Here is a 21,438-nt window from a genome sequence, read left to right as displayed (position 1 = left end):
CGAAAAGCCATTTCATTTATTTAAAACCAACATTTGAGACATCAATCACATTTGAGATGGCGAACCTAAAAAAATAAAACGCAATTTCAAAAATAACTTTCAGTATTGTCATTTTTTGTGTAATGTTGGTTTTAACAGAGTGAGCAGCCCCTTTTATTTGTTCACCACACATTCACTACAAAGGAACAGACTATGATTCTTGATTCATTTAGCCTTGAAGGCAAAGTAGCAGTGGTAACTGGTTGTGATACTGGTCTAGGTCAAGGTATGGCATTAGGTCTTGCAGCGGCAGGTTGTAAAGTTGTTGGTGTCAACTACGTTGAACCAACTGAAACCATCGAAAAAATGAATGCGGCAGGCTACACGTTCCTAGATGTTCGCGCTAACCTACTAAAACAAGACGATATCCCTCATATCATCGACAGCACTGTGACTGAATTCGGTAAAGTGGATATCCTAGTAAACAACGCAGGTATCATTCGTCGTGAAGATGCAATCGATTTCTCAGAGCAAAACTGGGATGACGTGATGAACATCAATTCGAAAACCGTTTACTTCATGTCTCAAGCAGTAGCACGTCAGTTTATTGCTCAAGGCACTGGCGGTAAGATCATCAACATCGCCTCTATGCTTTCTTTCCAAGGCGGCATCCGTGTACCTTCTTACACTGCATCTAAGAGTGCGGTTATGGGCATCACTCGTGCAATGGCAAACGAGTGGGCTCGTCATAACATAAATGTCAACGCAATTGCACCTGGCTACATGGCAACCAACAACACTGCGGCACTGCGTGCAGATGAAGATCGTAACGCAGCTATCCTAGAGCGTATTCCTGCTGACCGCTGGGGTACTCCAGAAGATGTTGCTGGCCCATGTGTATTCCTAGCGTCTGACGCTGCGTCTTACATCAATGGTTACACTGTTGCTGTAGATGGTGGCTGGTTGGCGCGCTAATTTGGAATCTAGCGTTTAACCTTGGTTGGGCGCTGACAAAAGAGTAGATGGTGTGGAAAAAAATACAATTGCACAAATCCTCGGATTCTTGAGTTTCTTTTTAGGTGTGTGCACCTTTTATCAAAAAGACGATAAGAAGCTGAAGATTTTGATGTTGGTTTTTCATCTAAACCATCTACTGCATTTTTTCTTGCTAGGTTCTTTAGTGTCGGTAGTCAGTTCAGGGCTTTCAGCACTTCGAACTGCTACCGCGATTTATATTTCATCGAAAAGAGTCGCAGCAATATTCATCGTCATCAGTATAGCCAGTGGCTTCTATATTATGGAATCGCCACAGGACATCTGGCCAATATTGGGCACTGTCATCGGGACGTTCTCGGTGTTTGTTCTCAAAGGCGTTGCGATGAGAATCGGTTTTTTGGTCGGGGCGTTATGCTGGCTGACCAATAATTTCATCATAGGATCGATTGGTGGAACTCTGCTGGAGATGACGCTAATAAGCGTTAACTTAATGACCACAGCAAAATTGCTCAGAGAGCAAAAGAAAGTGAAGCTCGTCGATAACGAAGAGAAAGAAGACCCATGTTTGTATACAACAAAGACATCAAACTAGAAGACTTAGGCGACGGTATCTCACGTAAAGTGCTTGCGCACAGTGACAACATGATGGCCGTTGAAGTGCACTTTGAAAAAGGTGCCATTGGTTCTATGCACAACCACCCACATGAGCAGTTGACTTACGTACTGTCTGGTAAGTTCGAATTCACTATCGGCGATGAGAAGAAAATTGTTGAAGCGGGCGACACTATGTACAAAGAGCCAAATATTGAGCACGGCTGTGTGTGTCTAGAAGCAGGTGTGTTAATCGATAACTTCACGCCAATGCGCAAAGATTTTGTATAAGTTTTAAAAAAAGATTTCGTATAAGTTTTAAAATTAGTTACGCGGTTCGCCGCAGGAGAATTCAATGAAAATTGCACTAACTATGGAAAACAGCCAAGCACCTAAAAACGCTATGGTTGCTGCTGAGCTAAACACGGTTGCTGGTGGTCTAGGTCACGAAGTATTCAATGTAGGTATGACTGACGAAAACGATCATCACCTAACGTACATCCACCTAGGTATCCAAGCGAGCATCTTACTGAACTCTAAGGCAGTGGATTTCATCGTAACTGGTTGTGGTACAGGTCAAGGCGCACTAATGGCAAGCAACCTACACCCAGGTGTCGTTTGTGGTTACTGCCTAGAGCCATCTGATGCGTTCCTATTCAACCAAATCAACAACGGTAACGCGATTGCTCTAGCGTTCGCAAAAGGTTTTGGTTGGGCTGGTGAACTGAACGTTCGTTACATTTTCGAAAAAGCGTTCACTGGCGCTCGTGGCGAAGGCTACCCAATCGAGCGTGCTGCACCTCAGCAAGCAAACGCTGCCATCCTAAACAACGTTAAAGCAGCAGTATGTAAAGACGTTGTTGATTCACTAAAAGCGATTGATCAAGACTTAGTTAAGCAAGCTGTTGGCAGCGCCCAGTTCCAAGAGTGTTTCTTTGCTAACTGTCAAGTTACTGAGATTGCAGAGTACGTTCGCAGTCTGATTGACTAATTTAATTTGCTGTGGCTTCAGAATTTGTTAAACCCTAACCTTTGAGGTCACTGCTTAATTAAACGTAACACTACTTATTGACTGTTTTATTCTTTATTTTGCTATCCATATCGGGATTTTCCAGCCAGTGTTGTCACTGGCTTTTTTTTATTTTTGGTCAAAGGCTTATACCCATTCTTTTACAGTAAAAAAAATAGCAGCTTGAGCAGATGTTTCTGGCTCCTTAATAACCCAATTAATGTTGATCCTCTAAAACGCATTCAGCCCCACGGCAAAAGCTGTTGGGGCTGACTTTTTTAATCGAAGATCGAATTAGTTAACGTGAGCAACCGCGTCTTTAACCAGTTGGCCAAGCTCATCCCAGCGACCTTCGTCGATAAGGTTGGTTGGAACCATCCAAGTACCGCCACAAGCCAATACCGATTTGATAGATAGGTAGTTATCAACATTCTTAAGGCTTACACCACCTGTTGGCATGAACTTTACTGGATAAACAGCGGTTAGTGCCTTTAGCATGCCCACACCACCAGATGGTTCTGCAGGGAAGAACTTCAATGTACGCAGACCCATTTCCATAGCTTGCTCAACAAGACTTGGGTTGTTAACACCCGGTACGATTGGAATGTTTTTGTCGATACAGTATTGAACTGTGCGTGGGTTGAACCCAGGGCTAACGATAAAATCAACACCAGCTTCAATCGCTTGATCGACTTGATCGTTAGTAAGAACGGTACCTGCACCAATTAGCATCTCTGGGTAAGCTTGACGCATTGCTGCAATCGCGTCAGCTGCACACTCGGTACGGAACGTGATTTCTGCGCAAGGCATGCCGTTGTCTACGAGTGCTTTACCTAGAGGAATAGCATCTTCAACTTTGTTAATGGCAATGACAGGAATTACTTTAAGGCTTGCTAGTTGTTCATTTAGAGTAGTCATTTATGTTGTCCTATTAATCAAGGGTTGGCGTTGCAGTATCTGGAATGATTGCACCGCGATATTGAATTACGGTACCCGCAACTTTGTGACCCATTGCGGCAGAGCTAAATGCGTCTCCACCTGTTAGGCGCTTGGCTAGATAGCCGGCGCTGAATGAGTCACCTGCGGCTGTGGTATCAATTACGGAGTTAACCGGTTTAGGAGCGATGTATTCAGCACGACCCTCACTAAGAACCAGACACTCTTTCGCACCACGTTTAATTGCTATTTCAGAGACGCCTGCTTGCTGAGTACGTCCAATGCACTCTTCTAGGCATACGTCACCAAACAGGTCTTGATCATCTTCGAAGGTGAGCAATGCAGTATCCGTGAAACCTAGCATTTTGAGGTACGTGTCTTGAGCGGTTTTTCGGCTTTCCCACAGTTTCGGACGATAATTGTTGTCAAAGAAGATGCTGCCACCTTTTGCTTTAAACTTCGTTAAGAAGCTAAATAAGACGTTACGTCCTGCATTAGTCAGAATAGCTAAGGTGATACCACTTAGGTAAACCGCATCGTAATCCATCAATGAATCGACGAGGAGAGCACTCTCAGGCTGATCGAATACGAATTTAGCCGCGGCATCATTGCGCCAATAAAAGAAGGATCGCTCACCGATTTCGTCGGTCTCTATGTGATAAAGACCGGGCATTTTGTCACTTAGACGTAGTACCTTGTCGGTATTAATGCCCTCTTTAGACCAGGTTTGTAACATTTCGGAAGAGAAAGGATCATTGCCCAGAGCAGTAATATAGCTCACTGAAATGTCGTAATTTTTCGTCAGTCTAGAAAGGTAGAGCGCCGTGTTCAACGTGTCACCGCCGAAACTTTGCTTTAGTAAGTCTTTCTTGCGTTGTAGCTCCACCATGCATTCACCGATGATCGCTATTCTGTATTGGCTCATAGTCAAATTTCCAGTTTGAGAGTGACCAGTTTTTTCATGTTCACTATGTTAAATTTCTTTGTTAATTGTCCGTCTTTAATTTTAAATGGACAGTTGAGTCATTAAATTTAAAATGACGTTTTAATAAAATCAAACATTACCAATGCGACTTGAATTTAAGGTAGTAATATTTCTACTTTTGAGTACTAAATGTGATTTAGGTCGATTTTCAGTGTTGGGCCCACTAACTTCTGTATGGAAGACGAAACTCATTGTTATTGTTGTCGGTAACTTGCTTGGGAGGGTTGTCACTGATAGGTCGAGTGTGAAACGAATAGGGGTGGATGGTGGAAGCGATTGCTTTAATGACACTGTTTACACGATAGACCTTTTTTATTGACACTCACTGCACTGTTTGTGTTCAGGCTTCTTTTGATAGGTTTTACCTACTGAATTGATAGAAAACTCCAAATTTACCCTTCTGATAATTCAATGCAATATAAACCCAACAGCGCAAGAGAGCGCGAACATAACCGAATTATTGAGAGAGTAAAATCATGATCAACACAGAAATCAAACCATTCAACGCAACAGCATTCAAAAACGGCGAGTTCGTAGAAATCACAGAGCAAGACGTGAAAGGTAAATGGGCAGTATTCTTCTTCTACCCAGCAGATTTTACTTTCGTATGCCCTACTGAACTTGTAGACCTACAAGAGAAATACGCAGAGCTTCAGTCTCGCGGCGTGGAAGTTTACTCAGTATCAACTGACACACACTTCTCTCACAAAGCGTGGCACGACACTTCTGACAAGATCGGTACTATCGAGTACTTCATGGTAGGCGACCAAACTGGCACTATCACAAACAACTTCAACGTAATGCGTGAAGGTCAAGGCCTAGCAGACCGTGCTACATTCCTAATCGACCCACAAGGGGTTATCCAAGCAATGGAAATCACTGCTGAAGGCATCGGTCGTGACGCTGAAGACCTACTACGCAAAGTTAAAGCGGCTCAGTACGTTGCAAACAACCCAGGTGAAGTTTGCCCAGCGAAGTGGAAAGAAGGCGAAGAGACACTAGCACCATCTCTAGACCTAGTAGGTAAGATCTAAGCATCTGTAAACCCGTTCTACAAGCGTGCCTTAGCCTGCCTCCTAAAGGGCTTAGGTACGCCACCCTAAATCCTAACGCCGTGTCATGATACTGAGCTAGCCTGTTTGGTTATGGAAGTAGATTACATGGTGGGGCGTAGGCTCTCCCTCTGTCCAACACGTTCTTGTTAGAAACTTGTCGCAAATTCGACACCACTCCTATGGATTTAGGAGTGGCTTTTTTACTGTTATTGTAAAGCAGCTAAGATAGTTTCGGCTTTGCTTGCTTCAAATTGTTTTGGCTCCTCAACATTGAGTTGAGTCACTACGCCATTTTCCACGATCATCGCGTATCTTTGAGAGCGAACGCCGCCAAATGTCGCAGTATCCATATCTAATCCAAGTGCCTTGGTAAAACTCGCGTCGCCATCTCCTAGCATAAGAATTTCAGATGCGTTGTGCGTTTTACCCCATGCGTTCATCACAAATGCATCGTTAACAGACACACATGCAATCGTATCAACGCCCGCGGCTTTGATTTGATCGGCTAAAACGACATAGCCAGGTAGGTGAGCCTCAGAACATGTTGGCGTAAATGCCCCAGGCACTGCGAAAAGTACGACTTTCTTGTTTGCAAAGAGCTCTTCAGTTGAGTGATTCTGCATCCCTTCATCAGTTAGTTCACTAAGAGTTGCACTCGGTAATGTTTGGCCTTGCTGGATCATGTTGCGTTCCTTGTTGTGTTTGTTTTAAACAGTGTAGCGATCAATAGCGAATGGAACCACCGATAGAAAGTAAGGGATTGAGAGTATTACTAAAAGTGAGTTATAGACTATCAGCCTCACGCGCGATATCTTGGTGATGACATAGATTTAGCACTTGAAAATCAGTCACTTTTTTCAATCACGAAGCTAGCGTCAGTTGGTTAGCAATGACGTGATACTTTTAGGTATGTTGTTTGCCTGAGCAAGCATGCTAGTTGTTGACGTTGAACGCATTTTTTCTTGGAGCATATTCGTCGTTTCCTTGGCGAAATCGGTGTCTTTTATGCGACTGTTACTTTCATTAATATTGATTTCTTGATTTGATAAATTGTTAATTGCCTTATCTAACCGGTTTTGTGTGCTCCCGATGTCTCCTTGAAGCTTATTAACTTGGTGAAGGATAAGGTCACATGTATAAATCAGAGCATTACGGTCATTAATGTAGTCTGTTTCATTGGGCTTATAATGCTCAATGTGTTCGAAGTCATGGTGAATCAACTCAGTCAGGCTGCGATCTAAGCCAAAAGCGACAAAAGGATTTCCGCCCTTAAGCAGATAACTTCTTGAGCCATCTGCTTTGGTTAAATTAGCAAAGTGCTCTCCTGATATTCCAAATATCTCCCCATTTGAATAATCTGAACCTTTCTCATACGCATAGGCTAAGGTGCTTTGCTCTACACCATCTTCATCTTCACGATCAGTTAGAAAAAATCTCACTTTTTCGTCGAATTGATTGTTGAGGTAATTGACCACACCTTCAATGTTTTGACCTTCCGGGAGTTCTATTCGCGTTTTTTTCTCCCCATTATTTTTAATAAAAAGAAAGTCAATGTAGTCTCCTTTTTCGGTGCGCCAATCTAAAGGGACAGGATCACCGGTATAAGATGAAGGTGTAGTCCGAATGATACGTTCTTCGTTTAGAGCTTCTAGATTAGGTAGACCGAAAAGCATTGCCTCACCGGTTTGAGATCCTATTTGAAAGCGTAAACTTTCTTTTGAGCCATTGAGCAGGTTTAAACCCCCATAATTACCAGTTTGAGTGATACGGTGTAGCTCGTCACCCAGGGCTCGAATCTCTTTCTCTATTGCTTCAATGTCTTCGGGGGTGTTTGTACCATTGACGGATTGCAGAGCCAAATCTCTGATTTGCTGAATACTTGATGTGTACTCTGAGATAGCGCCTTCGGTCACTTGTAATATCGATATTGCATCATTTGCATTGCGCATTGAAACATCTAGCCCACGGCTTTGTGTACTCAGGCGATTGGATATCTGCAATCCTGCGGAGTCATCTTTGGCTTGATTGATCTTTTTCCCGGAGCTCAGCTTCTCAAAGGAGGATGCCAAACCCTGCTCAGAGGTTCTGAGCCTGTTTCGCGTCTCTGTTGCGATATGATTACTTAGGACGGTTAAAGCCATGGCATTTATAGGTTCATAGGTTATTTTACTAACTTATATGCAACTTAAGTGCCATGCCTGTAGTTGCTCATGTGTGGGTGTTGAGCGGTTTGATTGATTATTTTGCTGATATATTATTGATTGTCGGCAAAATTTTGCCGGCCATATGAAAAGAGCTTAAAGCAGTCACTTTAAGCTCTTTGTTTAAATTGTGGTTTAGAACGCTAGATTGGATTACTGCAGGTACGCATTTAGCATCCACATTAACTTCTCTTGTTCACGGATGTAGTCACCCATAAGTGCCGCTGTACCTTCATCAGATGCATCTCCTGCCTGTTAAAGCTTCGCGAGTAAAAAGTGACTAGAAGCCAACGTAATGGATTTTATTTAAAGTGTGTTAGAAGTGTTGTCATACCAATTTAAGTAAAAATATTATCTAATTGATGCTGTTACTTCTTCGTGAACAAAGATGCTACGGACAGCCTCGATAACATTGATTTTAAAAAACTTGATAGCCGACAAAATCCATTCAAATGAAGATGCGATTGCTCGCATTGATCCACTTAAAGATGGTCACTTTCTAACCCAGATTGCTAAGTTCTTTATGGTAAGTAGAATGAGTGTGAATAAATGGGTACAAACATTCCTTGAAGAAGGGCGTGAGGAACGGTAAGAGAAGCTAAGAACAGAACACCCAAGATTCTTCAACGCTCAGCAGTGTGAACAACTAATCCCGTTTATCAAGGCACGTGTCGAAGACTTATCTGAGGGGAGGTTAACAGGTACTGATATTCATGCTTTTATCGTGAAAGAGTCTGGTAAACACTGCCACCCAGAATCCATCTAGTATTTACTTAATCATATGGGTTTCTCTCGGATAACATCACGCTCCAAGCACCCTTGTAAATCCCTGATGATTTTAAAAAATTAAAAATTGACACGATACTGAATATCCCCGATCACATGGGGATTGATAACGTCGCTGTCTAGTTTCAATATAAAACAACACATGGTCAGCAAAACACGACAATTTGATTTTGGGCTAAATGTGGATCAAGACCAAGAATAGTTAAGCAGCAGTTTGAATATGAGCATTTGTTTCGTTCAGTATGTCCTGCTAAAGGTATTGGCGAGTCGCTGGCCTTTCCCTGGGTTAACAAGGACATTATGGTTGAGCACCTTAAGCAGCTCTCCTCGATGGCTGAAACAGGTCGCCACGTAGTGGTCATTATCGATGCTGCTGGCTGGCATACAAATGACATTGCAGAGCAGTTATGTCTGTATCGTGAAGCTCCCGCCATATTTACCAAAGCTAAACCCGATAAAGCAAGTGTGGATTTGGCTTAGACGACACTATCTTGCTAATCAGAGTTCTACCGACGACTAAAATATTGTGTCGAAAGTATGCACTGTATGGAATCGATTCTTGGGGTATGCAGACAGAGTTACCAACTAGATTAACCTGACGAGTTAATTTTCCAGATTGATATCATAACTTATTTCAGACGATGCGAATTTTTGCTCAGAAAGTCCAGAAACAATTAACGGTTTATAGAATCAAGTTTCGTTCCACCGAGGCTGACTTTCATTACATGAATGGCGAAGTCGAATGCTTATAGAAAGCAGACAAAAGAGAGTTCTTGTCGAAAAGCCGTTCGTACGGCGATTGATGACTCTGCTGGTACGAGAAAAGTCACAGACAAGGTTTAAAACTGAAACGTTATTACATTTTTAAGATTTTAAAATTGTTAGGGCTGGTAAATAGCCAATAGCCAATAGCCAATAGCCAAGCGTCGAAGCTCCGTTATAGAAAGGTATCTCAAGAACAAATACAGATACCAAACCACCTGCCTCGATAATTTTCTTTACCAATCCAGCCCATATCTAAGGTGGTGATTTGATGTATATATGGACAGATCTGCTCTGAATATATCTTGCTTTTATCATCGATATTTTTTGGTGAGAAAGCATGTTGGTTGAGTGATGCCACTATCACCCCAATCACCCTATAACAAGTCGACGTGGAAAGCACTCTATATGACGTTCGAATTACTAGGTTAGTTCAAAGGCATTATGTTCCACAGTGACAAAGAACTCAGGACACAAGTCGTTCTTATCGGTAACTGTAGTTCGATGGAGCAGGTCTCCAGAAGCGCCAAAGACAGAATGGTACATTGTCGGGTGTGTGGTCGTAATGTCTGTTGTTAGAAAAGACCGTTCATTTTAAAGTAAAGTGAACGGTCCAGAGCAAGAGACTTAGTTTTTTTGAATTATGTGTTTTGCTTTATTCTCTAGGAATGAATTGTATACCCATATGAATAGAGAGAAATTCATTAAAAGTACGACAATAATCGCTGGGAATCCGCCTAGATTCGACAGCATCTTGATCCCATCTATTCCAATGAATCCTGTCATGATCCAAGCAACAGTAGCAATAAGCGTACCGAAAAGTATTTTAAGGACGTTGCGTTGCCTGTTGATTTGATTGTTGTCGTCTTGTTTTTTAAGGCAGAGTGAAGATATCGCCTCGGTATTTGAGTCTGCTGCTGTTACATAGGCTAGGTAAACGATGAATATGAAACCTAAGATAAGGAAATGACCGCCGGGTAGTTGATCTAATAATGCATAAATGACTGCCCCAGGTCCACCTTCTGACATTATTTGGTAGTAGAATCCTGATTTTTGCATATCGATCGTTAAAATGGTGCCTGAGAATATACTCATCCAGATAATTGAGAATATAGCGGGTACAGCTAGATTAATGACAATGAACTCACGAACGGTGTAGCCACGCGCTATTTTGCCTAAAAATAGAGCAGTGATTGGGGCCCAAGATAACCAGTTTGTCCAGTAAAACACTGTCCATGATAGAGGCCAAGTGTCATCGGAATCATATACGGTCCCCAAACTGCGAGGTAAGAACGTAGTTATGTACTCACCCAAAGCCGTTACTGCACCTGAGACAATCTTCGTCGATGGTCCGAATATGAATGCGATAATCGCGATAGCGACGAATAGGACTGCGTTTAATGAAGAGAGTCTCGCAATTCCTTTTTCTATACCTGAAATTGATGATGCGATGAAGCTGATCATGATTATGAAGATAACGATGCCAAGAAGTATTACATTATCTGCAAGGTCAGTGATATTGCTTAATCCACTCGAAAGAACGAGAGCTCCAGTACCTAGAGAAGCCGCCATACCTGCGACTAGGGCTAACATGGCAAGTGAATCAACAACATTACCAATGTGCTCAGCTTTATTTTTACCAAATAGCGGTTCAATTGAGGAACCCAGTGAGAAGTTACCGCTTCGATTGTAAAGGGCTAGTGCGAAAGCTAAAGCAGGTAAGGCGTAAATAGAAAATGGGATGATTGACCAGTGCATAAACATAGTTGATAGAGCAAAAGTGGCACTTGCTACCGAATTTGGCTCAATGTTAAGTGAGTCCGGTGGACCATATAAGTGGTAAAGTGGTTCAGCTGTTCCCCAGAAAAGCATACCGGCAGCCGTTGTTGTACAGACCGCGATAGATGCCCACCTCCATTTCGATAACAATGGTGTTGAATTCTCTCCACCAATCCTTTTTTTCCCTAGCGGTGAGAGGTAAATAATGAGCAGGGTGGTAAGCATCAATAGCGCACCACCTGAGAATAACCATGATAACTTGCTCAACATCCAGTTATTTATGGCCGATGTTACGTTTAAGAACGACTCCATGTTTGTGTAACTTAAAATTACAGTGATAAGTAGCAATGCCAATGGTATAGCCATTACTTTTGTTCTTATATTACTCATTTAAACCTTCCTTTTTCCTTATTCATTGGAACTTTCCTTTTTTGGCTTTTCTGCGTTTTGGATTAATTTTTCAATAACTTCCTCTAAGAAGATAAAAAACAAGGTTCTCGGCCTTTTATATTGCTTTATCTTGTTATTTTGAGAAACTCTAGTTAAATAGAAAACCTTGTAACTCGTTAGTTCTGGTAGGTTGACTAGATCTTCGAAAAGAAATAATTTCTCTCCAGAGTTTACCTTTATTAAATTTGTGTAGTTGTCATATAAACCTGATGTTGAGATCGTAATTAACAACGTATCTTGGTTGCAATAATGTTGAAGCATGTTCATGTCGCTTACTGCTGTAGCTCTTTTTTGGGTGACCATCTGGATTCTGTCGCTGAAATAAGCAGCACATGCGAAAGACGGTCCTGCACCATATAAGACAATATTTTGGTATTTTTGCATTTCATTATAAAATGAGTCGACTAATTCTTGATTAAAATTTTCTAAAAATGTCTGAATTGAAGAAAGGTGACTGTTCTGTATCGTGCAGACGCTGCTCATTTCTATTTCATCATTTTTATTGTGCAGTCTTTTGAACTCTTTGAAATTTTCAAACCCCATTCTTCTCACGAACTTTGAAAGTTTTGATGGTGAGATATTCAGCTGCTCACTTGCTTTAGATATGGATATGTTTCTTTCTTTTTCTAGGATCGGAGTGATCTCTCTCAAAATCTTCTTTTCTAAATTATTAAGCATACTGTTTGTTATTAATGACGCCATATCGTGTTCCTTTGATTAATGAATAGTATCACTGTGACATGATAGTTAAATAGAAAATTTTCCATTTAAGGCTTTGTATCACACTTTTATGGAAAATTATCTTTGCAATGCGGTGCAAAAACATTATGATTCTTAGAGTTAATTATTTCCTATGGAGTGTTTTAATGCTAGACAATATGCTTGATTTTAACATGGATATGTTCTCGTTAGAGGGCAAAGTAGCTCTGGTCACAGGCGGGAATAGTGGTTTAGGACTGTCGTATACGATTGCTTTTGCAAAAGCCGGCGCTAAGGTAGCGGTGGTTTCTGTTACTGACACCACTGATGAAGTAGCGGAAATACTGGACGCGATGGGAGAGTCTTACTTATTTATTAAAGCGGATATCACTTCTGACGGTTCTCCGCAAAAAATTGTGGATCAAGTTGTCTCTCATTTTGGTCATATTGATATTCTTGTGAATAATGCAGGTCGCTGTGTTATTGAAAAAAATGTTTTAAATTTTGATAGACCTAAATGGGATGCGATGGTGAGTTTAAACTTAACTGCTGCTTTTGAAATGTCTCATGCCGTGGCTAAACATTTTATTCCTCAGAGGTCTGGAAAGATTATCAATATTGCTTCGATGTTTTCTTATTTGGGGGGGAAATGGTCACCGGCTTACTCTGCGACTAAGCATGGAATTGTAGGTTTAACAAAATCTTACTGTGACGAGCTTGCTCAATTTAACATTCAAGTGACAGGTATCGCTCCTGGTTATTTCGCAACGCCGATGACTGAGACAACTAGAAACAATGAAGAGGCAAATAACAATATAATTTCTCACATTCCGGCTGAACGCTGGGGAGATTTAAAAGATTTAATGGGAGCGGCTGTATTTTTGGCATCCAGCGCATCAAATTACATCAATGGCTCGGTAATCGACGTTGATGGTGGGTATTTAGTAAGGTAACTAAGGAATAATTATGGAAAATGCTCAATTGTTAGATGGTCTTCTTTCTTTTTTGGATAAAAGTCAGATTGTAACCACTGAATCGGAGTTATATGAGGCTTCTGCTGACCGTTATAAGAAATATGCGAAGGTTAAAGGTGAGTTAAATAGCATTCTTCCTTCTGCTATTGTTGAACCTAATTCGGCTGAAGAAGTATCTATGATTTTATCGTTCTGTAACAAGAACAATATTAACGTCATTCCCCGTAGCGGTAAAACTTCAACTGAAGGCGGTCTTGAGAACTGGAAAGAAGGCACGATTATTATTGATAGTAAGCGCCTTAATCAAATCATCAAGATCGATGAGTACAACATGCAAGTAACGGTGCAAGCGGGTGTGTGTTTACAAGACGTTGAAGATGAAGTTCGTAAGTTAGGTCTGACAACAGGCCATTCTCCTCAATCTAAGCCTGTGGCTCAATATGGCGGTTTGGTGGCGACTCGTAGTATCGGACAATTCTCCACATACTATGGAGCCATTGAAGATATGGTTGTTGGTCTTGAGTGTGTTTTTCCTAACGGTCATATATCTCGTGTCAAAAATGTTTCTCGTCGTGCAGGTGGCCCAGACATTCGTCACGTTGCTATCGGTAATGAAGGCACGTTATGCTTTATCACTGAGGTGACAGTCAAGCTATTTAATTACTATCCAGAAAACAACCGTTACATCGGTTACCTGATTAAAGATGTGGCGTCTGGTATTAACATTCTTCGTGATGTTATTTCGTCTGGGTACAAAGTGTCTGTTGCACGAGTTTATTCTGAAGAAGATGCTGCCCAGCACTCTAAGTTAGCAGCGTTCAGCGAGAACAAGTGTTTGTTAATTCTGACTCTCGAGGGGCCAGAACGATTGGTAAACGCGACTTATGAAGGGATTGAAGAAATTCTTACTCTGCATGCTGACAATGTCATCAAGAAAGCCCCTTCTGAACAAGTTCAAGATTGGTTTGAAAATCTAAACTGGAGCGTGGACCGTATCGAACAAGAAATTGCGGAGATGCGTGACCACAACCGACATGACGGCTACACTACTGAGATATCTGCTGATTGGAGTACGGTACCTAAGATTTACGACAATGTTATTCACCGTATACGTACTGAATTTGACCGTGCTGAGGACCTTACTATGCTTGGAGGGCACTCTTCTCACAGCTACCAAAACGGCACGAACATGTACTTCGTTTATAACTACAATATTCATTGTGATCCAAAAGATGAGATGCGTCTTTACCATCACCCTTTACAGCGCATTATTGTTGAAGAAACGCTTAAACTGGGTGGTTCTATGTGTCATCATCACGGTATAGGTAAATATCGTAATGAGTGGACAAAAGCAGAACATGGTTCAGCTTACTACATGCTTGAGTCACTCAAAGCAGTTTTCGATCCAAATAACATTATGAATTTTGGTTCTATTTTTCCTCAAGAAGGTACTGAGAAGTTCTTCAAGTAGTCCAGGTAATCGTTATCAATTTGAGGGAGCCGTATGAGTTCATATTTTATTGGTATTGATAATGGGTCTCAGAGCACGAAGGTAGCCATTTATTCTAGCCGAGGTGAGGAAGTTTGTTCCGCTTCGATTTTGCTACGCCCTACCGACTGTAATGATCTAGGGTGGGTTACCCATCCAGATGATGATATTTGGGATAGTGTTTGGATGGCCTTAGAACGATGCGTGTCATCATTTCCTTATTCGAAGGAGCTAATTAAAGGTATTGGTCTGTGCAGTATTCGTTGCTGTCGAGTGCTTTTAGACCGTGAACGGGAGTTAGTCGAACCTGTTATTAGTTGGATGGATGTGAGAATGGGGAAGCCTTACGTTCATGTGGACGATAGGGTTAAGTACGTGACCACGACATCGGGGTATCTATCGCATAAGCTCACAGGGAATACGACCGACTCAGCATCTAATTATGAAGTTCATTGGCCTATTAATCCCGATTCAATGGAATGGTCTGATGATTCGGAAATAGCAGCTAAAGGCTTAGTCAGATCACAACTTTTTGAACTAAAGAATCCTGGTAGTAGCTTGGGTGTACTTAGATCTGACCTTTCTAGTTGTCTAGGGCTTAACTCTGATGTTTGTATCTACGCCACTGCGAATGATAAAGCTGTTGAGGCTTTGGGGGCGGGCGTTGAAAAGGGAGAAGAAGTGATGATCTCTCTCGGAACGTTCATCTCGGCAATGATGGTCGGTGATGAACATTTCCCGAATGAAACTAAGTTTTTTTCAACACTAGCTTGTGAACCTTATAAGTATGTTTATGAATCTGAAGGTATTCGCCGTGGCATGTGGACCATTAGTTGGTTTAAGAACCTAATAGGGCAAGAACTCGTGGAATTGGCTCATCAGATGAAAATGTCCGAAGAAGATGTTTTAAATGAGTGCGCTCAGTCCATACCTGTAGGCTCGGATGGGTTGATCACAATCCTTGATTGGTTGAGCCCTATCGATAAGCAATACCGAAAAGGTGCAATGCTGGGTTTTGATGAGAGGCATACGAAATATCATATGTATCGTTCTTTACTTGAAGCTATTGCTTATTCTCTTAACTCGAACCTGCTTGATTTGTTTGAGGCAAAGCAAGAGGTATTGAAAGCGATAGTGGCTACCGGAGGGGGCGCTAAAAGTGCTTTGCTACTTCAAATCATAAGTAACGTTACTGGTGTGCCGGTTAGGACCGTCAGTACAACTAGCGTTGCTTGTTTGGGTGCCGCGATGTGCGCGGGGGTGGGCTCTGGAACGTTTTCTTCTTTTGCTTCGGCGAAGGAGTGTATGATCAAGTACTGCCCAGAAATTACTCCTCATCCTATCGACTCAAATCACTATCAGGAGATTTATCATAATCATTATAAAAATATTCGCCACTATACCGACCCGTTATTTATGAGTCTCGAACCAATAACCGTGAAATAGATATAACTAATCATAAGGAATGGTTTGTATATAATATTTATAACTTAGACAATTAATTTGGTCTTCGTGCGTCTAGGTTGAACAGATTGTGGGGGGATGAATTAAATCCTTGGATATTCGAAGAGAAAGAGCGTGATTCGATTATCTACTATGCATTTAATTACGGTGTGAACTTAATATATTTAACTGATTCAATTGTAATCTCGAAACCACGGCCTTTGGCCGTGGTAATTACTACTACCGAAAAAGTGCCTACATTGGGGGTAACTTACTTATTCTTTAAATGAATAACAAGGGCTATTTTTAAGTTCATTACTCGTTTATTGGCAACGCTCGCTCTTTATTACTTGGGCTCCAAAATATCAGATTAAAATTCTCAAAGGTTATTCTATTTAGTGGTCGACTAAAATTGACCAAAGATATGTAATTTTTTCAGTAAAGTCTTTGAAATTAGTTGTGAGTGAGGCCTAGTTTACGTATTTTGTTGATATCAGACACCCGTTCTGCGTTTAATCGGACACCTTTCTTCCCAAGCTTTTCTCTACTTCTATGTTTACTCTACCTATCCGGTTTGTGCTAGCTTTCTCATTAATCACCTTTCAGCTCTATACGGTGGCTATTATGGAACAACCTATTTAGCAGAGCATCTGCGACAGTAGCGTTACCGTCCATGTTGTACCACTCCCTTACCGGCAACTGGGCAACTGACTGATGACGATCGTGCTACTCGTTTGGAATCTATCCTCAGGAAGTTCTATCACGTAGCCAGTATTATCTGGACTTAGTTTTTCCATTCCCCAGTCATCTTAGGTCAGCAGAGATTTTTGTGCTAGCGTCTGTAGTTGCTTTTGATACTTTCCATTTGCGTAATGCGAGCTTTGTCTTGGTGGAAGACGATACCTTTAACTATTCTTTGTGATTTACAAGCTATTTTTGAACGAATAACGCGCGAACAATTACTAGATAAGTCCATCAAGTCATTGGATCTTTTATATACCCAAAGGTTGTTTCCTATATTGTTACTGTATTCGGCTTAATAAACCGGAAACTTAAAATAAAAACGGCGGTAAATGATAAAGTTATATCGCCAAACACAACCTACCGTTCTCATGCCGTAAAGTTTGTACAAACGTCTTCTCTTATCACGATTACCCTCAAACCCATTACGACTGCTCGATGTTCATGCGGGTAACATGTTCAAGCCACAAAGATTATCAGTGGTACACGATTAAAAACGCGATGATTCTCAGAGTTCCTATCGAGCTATCCCCACAAACAAGCCGTATTCAGTTCCTTTACCGCGGTATCACAACCGAATCTATTTCCTGACTTGAGTCTTTTGCTCGACTTACTAACCGTTGACATAGCTATACTAAACAGTTGCTGCCTCTACTTCTTATCAAACATATTTCCCAGGTGGCGGGTGTTCATTTACATACGGTTAAGGAGATAAATAAGCGTATGCAAAATGTCGTACCAGAGTTGAATTGGGCAGATCTGAGACAATTGGTCATGTATGAGTTCGCTCTCTTCAGGTGTCATCGTTATGCCACGGTTATTGCGGATGATAAGACGCATCAAATGCTTCGGGCAGGCGTTGAACGCAGCCGAAAAGGTATCCGTCCCTTCTTTGAATTATGGCCAGCACATATATAGAAGCGGTTGCGATGGATATGAATACGGCTTTCGACCTCGAAGCACTGTAACGTTGCCTCAGCGTCCGCATGGTGGGCTACCTATTCCATGCAGTCGCCAAACTTGTTCGAGAAGTTATGGACAGAGTCAGATTTGAAGAAGTTTCTCAACTTAAATAGATCAATAAAGAAAATCTGTGAATTAAACGTTCACGCTCGGTACTCTTCAAAAAAAAAGAGGCAATTTAGGTAGTAAACAGGAGAGCTATCTAAGTGAGGTACTATGTATGAACAAGGATTTAATGGGGTGTATTCACTTGAAGCTCAGCTGAAAGAGTTATGGAAGTGTCAATTAGAAAGTCAAGCGCAAGCTCTTCCCAACGGATGGATCAGCTAGAAAGTTGATCTATCTAGCTATCCAAGATCCTTCCAAGAAGTGGACAATACCGATTATATTATGTTCGAAACCGAATCGCTGAATGTACGTCATCCCCACGACAGTTGCACAGATTTATACACAAGGTCTTCAAAGGTGAAAGCAGCGCGATGAACCTTACTTAATCGCTTTACCTAGCGGGATAGATTCCATCGCTTGTTGAGTCTTATTCCATTTGCACTACGATCAGTCTTTCCTGCTACTACACGAGCACTCAGTCCACATATCTACTAATGAGTAGACGTCATTGACTCAACATTTTTTGTAACGTCTCTTTCAATTCAGTTGAATTGTTAGCCTCATTAACACATTCTAAGGTCGCTTTGTATCCAATCTTGGACTTAGCATGTACCACGAGCGGCACCAAAGCGAGCTTATTACGAGATTCTGTCTCTAAATTGACTTCTATGCCGAAAATACACTTTTCCGTCAGCACAGAGATTCCCTTTTCTAGGTGATCTATGGCATCAAGTAGGTTGGTAGTCAGTAGCATTCCCCACGGGTTGTAGTCCAACTCTCCATGCACGTGTACTTGTTTAGATGAGTAACAATGCCCTTGTGCTTGCATAGCAGACTGAATTGCAAACTCGGGAATGGTAGGATTTACTTTTCCTGGCATTGCACTTGAACCAGCCTGTACTGCTGGAAGCGTAATTTCAGATAAACCGCCCTCTGGTCCGGAAGACATTAGGCGCAGATCTTTCGCTATCTTAATGATAAAGCCAGCTAAGTTTTCAACCTCGCTCACACAACGGATTTGAGCATCAAACGACTGGCTTGATTGAAACAAGTTGTCGTTCTTTCTGATCTCTAAGTCAGTAACATTTGCAAGTACCGAGATACAACGCTCCGCATAGGCAACTGAGCAATCACCCTTTCGACCAATAATATTACCACTTAAGTTAACCGCTAGTAGTTCATGACGACATTCGTTAAGGTGTTCTTTATAAGTTTTTAACGATGCTAAGTAGCCGCTCCAAAATTGCTTAAACTCAATCGTTACCGCATCCTGCATACAGGTTCTAGCGAGTTTTGAATGGTCGCCATGATTTGCCATTAAATACTCAAGTGCATATATCAAGCGCTCGATGGTAGTATTTAAGCAATCAAGGGCTTCGATAATCGCCAAATGACTGGCGGTTTGTAAGCAGTCACTTGTTGAATGATTCATGTTAATAGTGTCATTCGGGTGAGCAGGAGAATAAGTTCCGTACGGCTGGGCATAGTAGCTATGATTGACAATATTGGCGACGACCTCGTTGACGTTCATATTAACGGAAATACCACCGCCACCATGAAATGCGTGAACAGGGAATAACTCTCTTTGATAGTTTTCTAGTATGGACTGACAGGTGTTTTCAACGTTCAGTGAAAGAACAGGATCCATTTCTCCGACTTCCCTGTTTACACGAGCAGAAGCTAATTTGATCCGTAAAACAGCCTTGATGAGGGAAGCGTAATCACCCAGTGTTTTTTGATTACCTATAGGATAAAGGTTTAGAGCTCGTTGTGTTTGAGCACCATAAGGGAGTAATGCTGGAATTTTCACTTCACCAATATTATCGACTTCGATTCTGTATTGCATATTTTTCCTTAATTGGGCGGATAGAAACCGCCCAACATATTTGACTAGCTTTCGCCGTAATAGACCCAAATACTCTTAGTCTTGGTGTAAGAAGATAGCGAATGAATGGCCATTTCTTTACCCCAGCCACTCTGTTTAAAGCCTCCAAATGGGCTGGCAAGTCCATAGCAGCCATATTTGTTTACAAACACCATACCAGCATCAATCTGATCAACCATTCGATGTGCTCGAGTCACATTAGATGTGTATATACCTGCTGCAAGCCCATATTCCGTATTATTAGCTATTCTAACGGCGTCTTCTTCAGTTCTGAATCTGATACAGGAAAGCACCGGGCCAAAGATCTCTTCGCGAGCTATACGAGCATCTTCAGGCACTTCCGAGAAAATCGTTGGTCTAACAAAGTATCCGTTGTCATTGCCATTTGATGTATCTCGCTCACCACCAGCAACCAGTTTTGCTTCGGTTTTACCTATCTCAATGTAAGACATGATTTTATTGAACTGCGCTTCATTACATTGAGGCCCTTGTTCACTTTCAGGATCTAACGGATCACCACACTTAACTGCCTCTGCTTTAGCAATCAGTTTATCGAGAACATATTCATAAATCCCTTCTTGAATTAAGAATCGTGTCGGCTCAGAGCACTTTTCACCTTTATGAGAGAACATAACAGTAAAGGCGCGATCAATAGCTGCATCCAGGTTTTCAGTATCCTCAAAGAAAATACAAGGAGACTTACCGCCAAGCTCAAGGGTGACTGATTTCATGTTTGATTGGCCGCTATTCTCAATAATTTTGCGTCCAATTGGTGTACTGCCCGTAAAGGACACTTTTTGCACATTATTGCTGACGGTTAACTGATTTGAAGCAGCTCCGTCAGCAATCACTAAGTTTAAAACCCCGTCTGGAATATCAACGTTTTCAACAATTTTTTCTATCAAATATAAGGAGGTCAAAGGTGTAAACTCAGATGGTTTAAGAATGACCGTATTTCCCATCGCTAAAGCCGGCGCGATTTTCAACGCGGCCTGATAAAGAGGAAAGTTCCAAGGTGCGATAAGTGCACATACCCCAACCGGTTCTTTATTCGTGAAGTTAAGGTATTCAGGGTCGACAGGTGAAGTTTCGCCATAAAACTTGTCAGTCCAACCTGCATAGTACTCAAAGATATCAGCACAAGTTGGGATATCATCAGCCAACGACTCTGTTAAAAGTTTCCCGTTTGGTAACGTCTCTAGCACCGCTAAGACTTCAGTATGATCACGAATAACTTGAGCAATATCGCGAAGCACTTTCGCGCGTTCAGTCCTACTCACTTTACTCCACACACCAGATTGGTGAGCTTGTGAGGCAACAACCGTCGCTTCTTCAACTAACTGCTCATCGGCTAAAGGGATGTTACACAACACATCTCTATTGCTAGGGTTGGTAACCATCCAATTATTCTCTAAGTTGCCGAGAACCCATTGGCCACCAATAAATTGTTTTTTATCTTTGCTTAGCCACTCTTTAGCTTTAGTGATTGCTAAGTTGTATTGAGTATCCATATTTTCTCCAAACTGGGCAGTTGTCATTGTGGTCAGTCCTTAAAAACTTACAGGCATCACAATTTAACAACAACTGAATAAAAGTAATTAACATAT

At 41.6% G+C, this 21,438-nt stretch carries 18 protein-coding genes and 2 pseudogenes; 10 read left to right on the top strand and 10 right to left on the bottom strand.

Annotated features, from left to right (window positions below):
- The first annotated feature begins 192 nt into the window (after positions 1 to 192).
- From kduD to vsple_RS20980, 4 genes are all read left to right on the top strand, one after another.
- Complete coding sequence (kduD, locus tag vsple_RS20995; RefSeq protein WP_255232896.1) at positions 193 to 954, top strand: 2-dehydro-3-deoxy-D-gluconate 5-dehydrogenase KduD; 762 nt, start codon at positions 193 to 195, stop codon at positions 952 to 954.
- Between the two features lie 52 nt (positions 955 to 1,006).
- Positions 1,007 to 1,567, top strand: a complete 561-nt coding sequence (locus vsple_RS20990) for a YgjV family protein (protein ID WP_261884335.1) — start codon at positions 1,007 to 1,009, stop codon at positions 1,565 to 1,567.
- Positions 1,537 to 1,857 carry a cupin domain-containing protein gene (locus vsple_RS20985; protein ID WP_255232898.1) on the top strand — a complete coding sequence of 107 codons (321 nt, stop codon included), beginning with the start codon at positions 1,537 to 1,539 and terminating at the stop codon, positions 1,855 to 1,857. Before vsple_RS20990 ends, vsple_RS20985 begins: the two co-directional genes overlap by 31 nt.
- A 64-nt stretch (positions 1,858 to 1,921) precedes the next feature.
- Positions 1,922 to 2,557, top strand: coding sequence for an RpiB/LacA/LacB family sugar-phosphate isomerase (locus tag vsple_RS20980; protein WP_255232899.1), 636 nt, complete (start codon positions 1,922 to 1,924; stop codon positions 2,555 to 2,557).
- A gap of 312 nt (positions 2,558 to 2,869) precedes the next feature.
- Here vsple_RS20980 and vsple_RS20975 read toward each other — a convergent pair whose 3' ends face one another.
- Both vsple_RS20975 and kdgK read right to left on the bottom strand, forming a co-directional pair.
- Positions 2,870 to 3,493 carry a bifunctional 4-hydroxy-2-oxoglutarate aldolase/2-dehydro-3-deoxy-phosphogluconate aldolase gene (locus vsple_RS20975; protein ID WP_261884334.1) on the bottom strand — a complete coding sequence of 208 codons (624 nt, stop codon included), beginning with the start codon at positions 3,491 to 3,493 and terminating at the stop codon, positions 2,870 to 2,872.
- Positions 3,494 to 3,506: 13 nt separating this feature from the next.
- Positions 3,507 to 4,436 (bottom strand): 2-dehydro-3-deoxygluconokinase, encoded by a 930-nt coding sequence (kdgK, locus tag vsple_RS20970; protein WP_255232901.1) that lies wholly within the window; start codon positions 4,434 to 4,436, stop codon positions 3,507 to 3,509.
- 536 nt (positions 4,437 to 4,972) lie between these two features.
- On the opposite strand from kdgK, the gene ahpC reads away from it, so the two are divergent.
- Entirely contained in the window at positions 4,973 to 5,530 is a 558-nt protein-coding gene (gene ahpC, locus vsple_RS20965; RefSeq protein ID WP_004413034.1) for an alkyl hydroperoxide reductase subunit C, read from the top strand.
- A 227-nt stretch (positions 5,531 to 5,757) separates the two neighbouring features.
- Here the strand turns inward: ahpC and vsple_RS20960 are convergent, their stop codons facing one another.
- From vsple_RS20960 to vsple_RS20950, 3 genes and pseudogenes are all read right to left on the bottom strand, one after another.
- Positions 5,758 to 6,234 carry a peroxiredoxin gene (locus vsple_RS20960; protein WP_261884333.1) on the bottom strand — a complete coding sequence of 159 codons (477 nt, stop codon included), beginning with the start codon at positions 6,232 to 6,234 and terminating at the stop codon, positions 5,758 to 5,760.
- A 192-nt stretch (positions 6,235 to 6,426) separates the two neighbouring features.
- Complete coding sequence (locus vsple_RS20955) at positions 6,427 to 7,692, bottom strand: flagellin N-terminal helical domain-containing protein (RefSeq protein ID WP_261884332.1); 1,266 nt, start codon at positions 7,690 to 7,692, stop codon at positions 6,427 to 6,429.
- A 213-nt stretch (positions 7,693 to 7,905) separates the two neighbouring features.
- Positions 7,906 to 8,004, bottom strand: a pseudogene (locus vsple_RS20950) (ferritin-like domain-containing protein); the annotation flags it as partial.
- Positions 8,005 to 8,766: 762 nt separating this feature from the next.
- Here vsple_RS20950 and vsple_RS20945 point away from each other — a divergent pair.
- Both vsple_RS20945 and vsple_RS22060 read left to right on the top strand, forming a co-directional pair.
- On the top strand, positions 8,767 to 9,018 hold the full coding sequence (locus vsple_RS20945; protein ID WP_261884331.1) for a hypothetical protein: 252 nt from the start codon (positions 8,767 to 8,769) through the stop codon (positions 9,016 to 9,018).
- A complete protein-coding gene (locus vsple_RS22060) occupies positions 8,993 to 9,058 on the top strand; it encodes a hypothetical protein (protein WP_420833830.1) in 66 nt (21 codons plus the stop codon). The genes vsple_RS20945 and vsple_RS22060 overlap by 26 nt, the downstream gene beginning before the upstream one ends.
- A gap of 869 nt (positions 9,059 to 9,927) precedes the next feature.
- Here vsple_RS22060 and vsple_RS20940 read toward each other — a convergent pair.
- Positions 9,928 to 11,469, bottom strand: coding sequence for a BCCT family transporter (locus vsple_RS20940; protein ID WP_261884330.1), 1,542 nt, complete (start codon positions 11,467 to 11,469; stop codon positions 9,928 to 9,930).
- Positions 11,470 to 11,487: 18 nt separating this feature from the next.
- A complete protein-coding gene (locus vsple_RS20935) occupies positions 11,488 to 12,231 on the bottom strand; it encodes a MurR/RpiR family transcriptional regulator (protein WP_261884329.1) in 744 nt (247 codons plus the stop codon).
- Between the two features lie 191 nt (positions 12,232 to 12,422).
- Between vsple_RS20935 and vsple_RS20930 the strand changes: the two genes are divergently transcribed.
- From vsple_RS20930 to vsple_RS20920, 3 genes are read left to right on the top strand one after another with little or no spacing between them, the layout of a single operon-like run.
- A complete protein-coding gene (locus vsple_RS20930; RefSeq protein WP_261884348.1) occupies positions 12,423 to 13,181 on the top strand; it encodes an SDR family NAD(P)-dependent oxidoreductase in 759 nt (252 codons plus the stop codon).
- 13 nt (positions 13,182 to 13,194) lie between these two features.
- Positions 13,195 to 14,673, top strand: a complete 1,479-nt coding sequence (locus vsple_RS20925; RefSeq protein ID WP_261884328.1) for an FAD-binding oxidoreductase — start codon at positions 13,195 to 13,197, stop codon at positions 14,671 to 14,673.
- Between the two features lie 33 nt (positions 14,674 to 14,706).
- Positions 14,707 to 16,137 carry an FGGY-family carbohydrate kinase gene (locus vsple_RS20920; protein ID WP_261884327.1) on the top strand — a complete coding sequence of 477 codons (1,431 nt, stop codon included), beginning with the start codon at positions 14,707 to 14,709 and terminating at the stop codon, positions 16,135 to 16,137.
- Between the two features lie 562 nt (positions 16,138 to 16,699).
- On the opposite strand, the pseudogene vsple_RS21975 reads toward vsple_RS20920, so the two are convergent.
- The 3 genes and pseudogenes from vsple_RS21975 to vsple_RS20905 form a co-directional block, all read right to left on the bottom strand.
- Positions 16,700 to 17,000 (bottom strand): annotated as a pseudogene (locus vsple_RS21975) (ATP-binding protein); the annotation flags it as partial.
- 1,451 nt (positions 17,001 to 18,451) lie between these two features.
- Positions 18,452 to 19,792 carry a lyase family protein gene (locus tag vsple_RS20910; RefSeq protein ID WP_261884326.1) on the bottom strand — a complete coding sequence of 447 codons (1,341 nt, stop codon included), beginning with the start codon at positions 19,790 to 19,792 and terminating at the stop codon, positions 18,452 to 18,454.
- Positions 19,793 to 19,836: 44 nt separating this feature from the next.
- Positions 19,837 to 21,342 (bottom strand): aldehyde dehydrogenase family protein, encoded by a 1,506-nt coding sequence (locus vsple_RS20905; protein WP_261884325.1) that lies wholly within the window; start codon positions 21,340 to 21,342, stop codon positions 19,837 to 19,839.
- Between the last annotated feature and the right edge of the window lie 96 nt (positions 21,343 to 21,438).

It is taken from the genome of Vibrio pelagius (assembly GCF_024347575.1).
GTDB lineage: Bacteria > Pseudomonadota > Gammaproteobacteria > Enterobacterales > Vibrionaceae > Vibrio > Vibrio pelagius.
The sequence above is the reverse complement of the archived record's forward strand: the minus strand, read 5'-3'. Positions and strand labels throughout refer to the sequence as shown.

Coding starts and splice junctions, on each gene's coding strand:
- kdgK (WP_255232901.1), bottom strand. CDS start 4,436: ATGAGCCAATACAGAATAGCGATCATCGGTGAATGCATGGTGGAGCTA.
- vsple_RS20935 (WP_261884329.1), bottom strand. CDS start 12,231: ATGGCGTCATTAATAACAAACAGTATGCTTAATAATTTAGAAAAGAAG.
- vsple_RS20985 (WP_255232898.1), top strand. CDS start 1,537: ATGTTTGTATACAACAAAGACATCAAACTAGAAGACTTAGGCGACGGT.
- vsple_RS20980 (WP_255232899.1), top strand. CDS start 1,922: ATGAAAATTGCACTAACTATGGAAAACAGCCAAGCACCTAAAAACGCT.
- vsple_RS20920 (WP_261884327.1), top strand. CDS start 14,707: ATGAGTTCATATTTTATTGGTATTGATAATGGGTCTCAGAGCACGAAG.
- vsple_RS20910 (WP_261884326.1), bottom strand. CDS start 19,792: ATGCAATACAGAATCGAAGTCGATAATATTGGTGAAGTGAAAATTCCA.
- vsple_RS20960 (WP_261884333.1), bottom strand. CDS start 6,234: ATGATCCAGCAAGGCCAAACATTACCGAGTGCAACTCTTAGTGAACTA.
- vsple_RS20940 (WP_261884330.1), bottom strand. CDS start 11,469: ATGAGTAATATAAGAACAAAAGTAATGGCTATACCATTGGCATTGCTA.
- vsple_RS20955 (WP_261884332.1), bottom strand. CDS start 7,692: ATGGCTTTAACCGTCCTAAGTAATCATATCGCAACAGAGACGCGAAAC.
- vsple_RS20930 (WP_261884348.1), top strand. CDS start 12,423: ATGGATATGTTCTCGTTAGAGGGCAAAGTAGCTCTGGTCACAGGCGGG.
- vsple_RS20975 (WP_261884334.1), bottom strand. CDS start 3,493: ATGACTACTCTAAATGAACAACTAGCAAGCCTTAAAGTAATTCCTGTC.
- vsple_RS20905 (WP_261884325.1), bottom strand. CDS start 21,342: ATGGATACTCAATACAACTTAGCAATCACTAAAGCTAAAGAGTGGCTA.
- vsple_RS20925 (WP_261884328.1), top strand. CDS start 13,195: ATGGAAAATGCTCAATTGTTAGATGGTCTTCTTTCTTTTTTGGATAAA.
- ahpC (WP_004413034.1), top strand. CDS start 4,973: ATGATCAACACAGAAATCAAACCATTCAACGCAACAGCATTCAAAAAC.
- kduD (WP_255232896.1), top strand. CDS start 193: ATGATTCTTGATTCATTTAGCCTTGAAGGCAAAGTAGCAGTGGTAACT.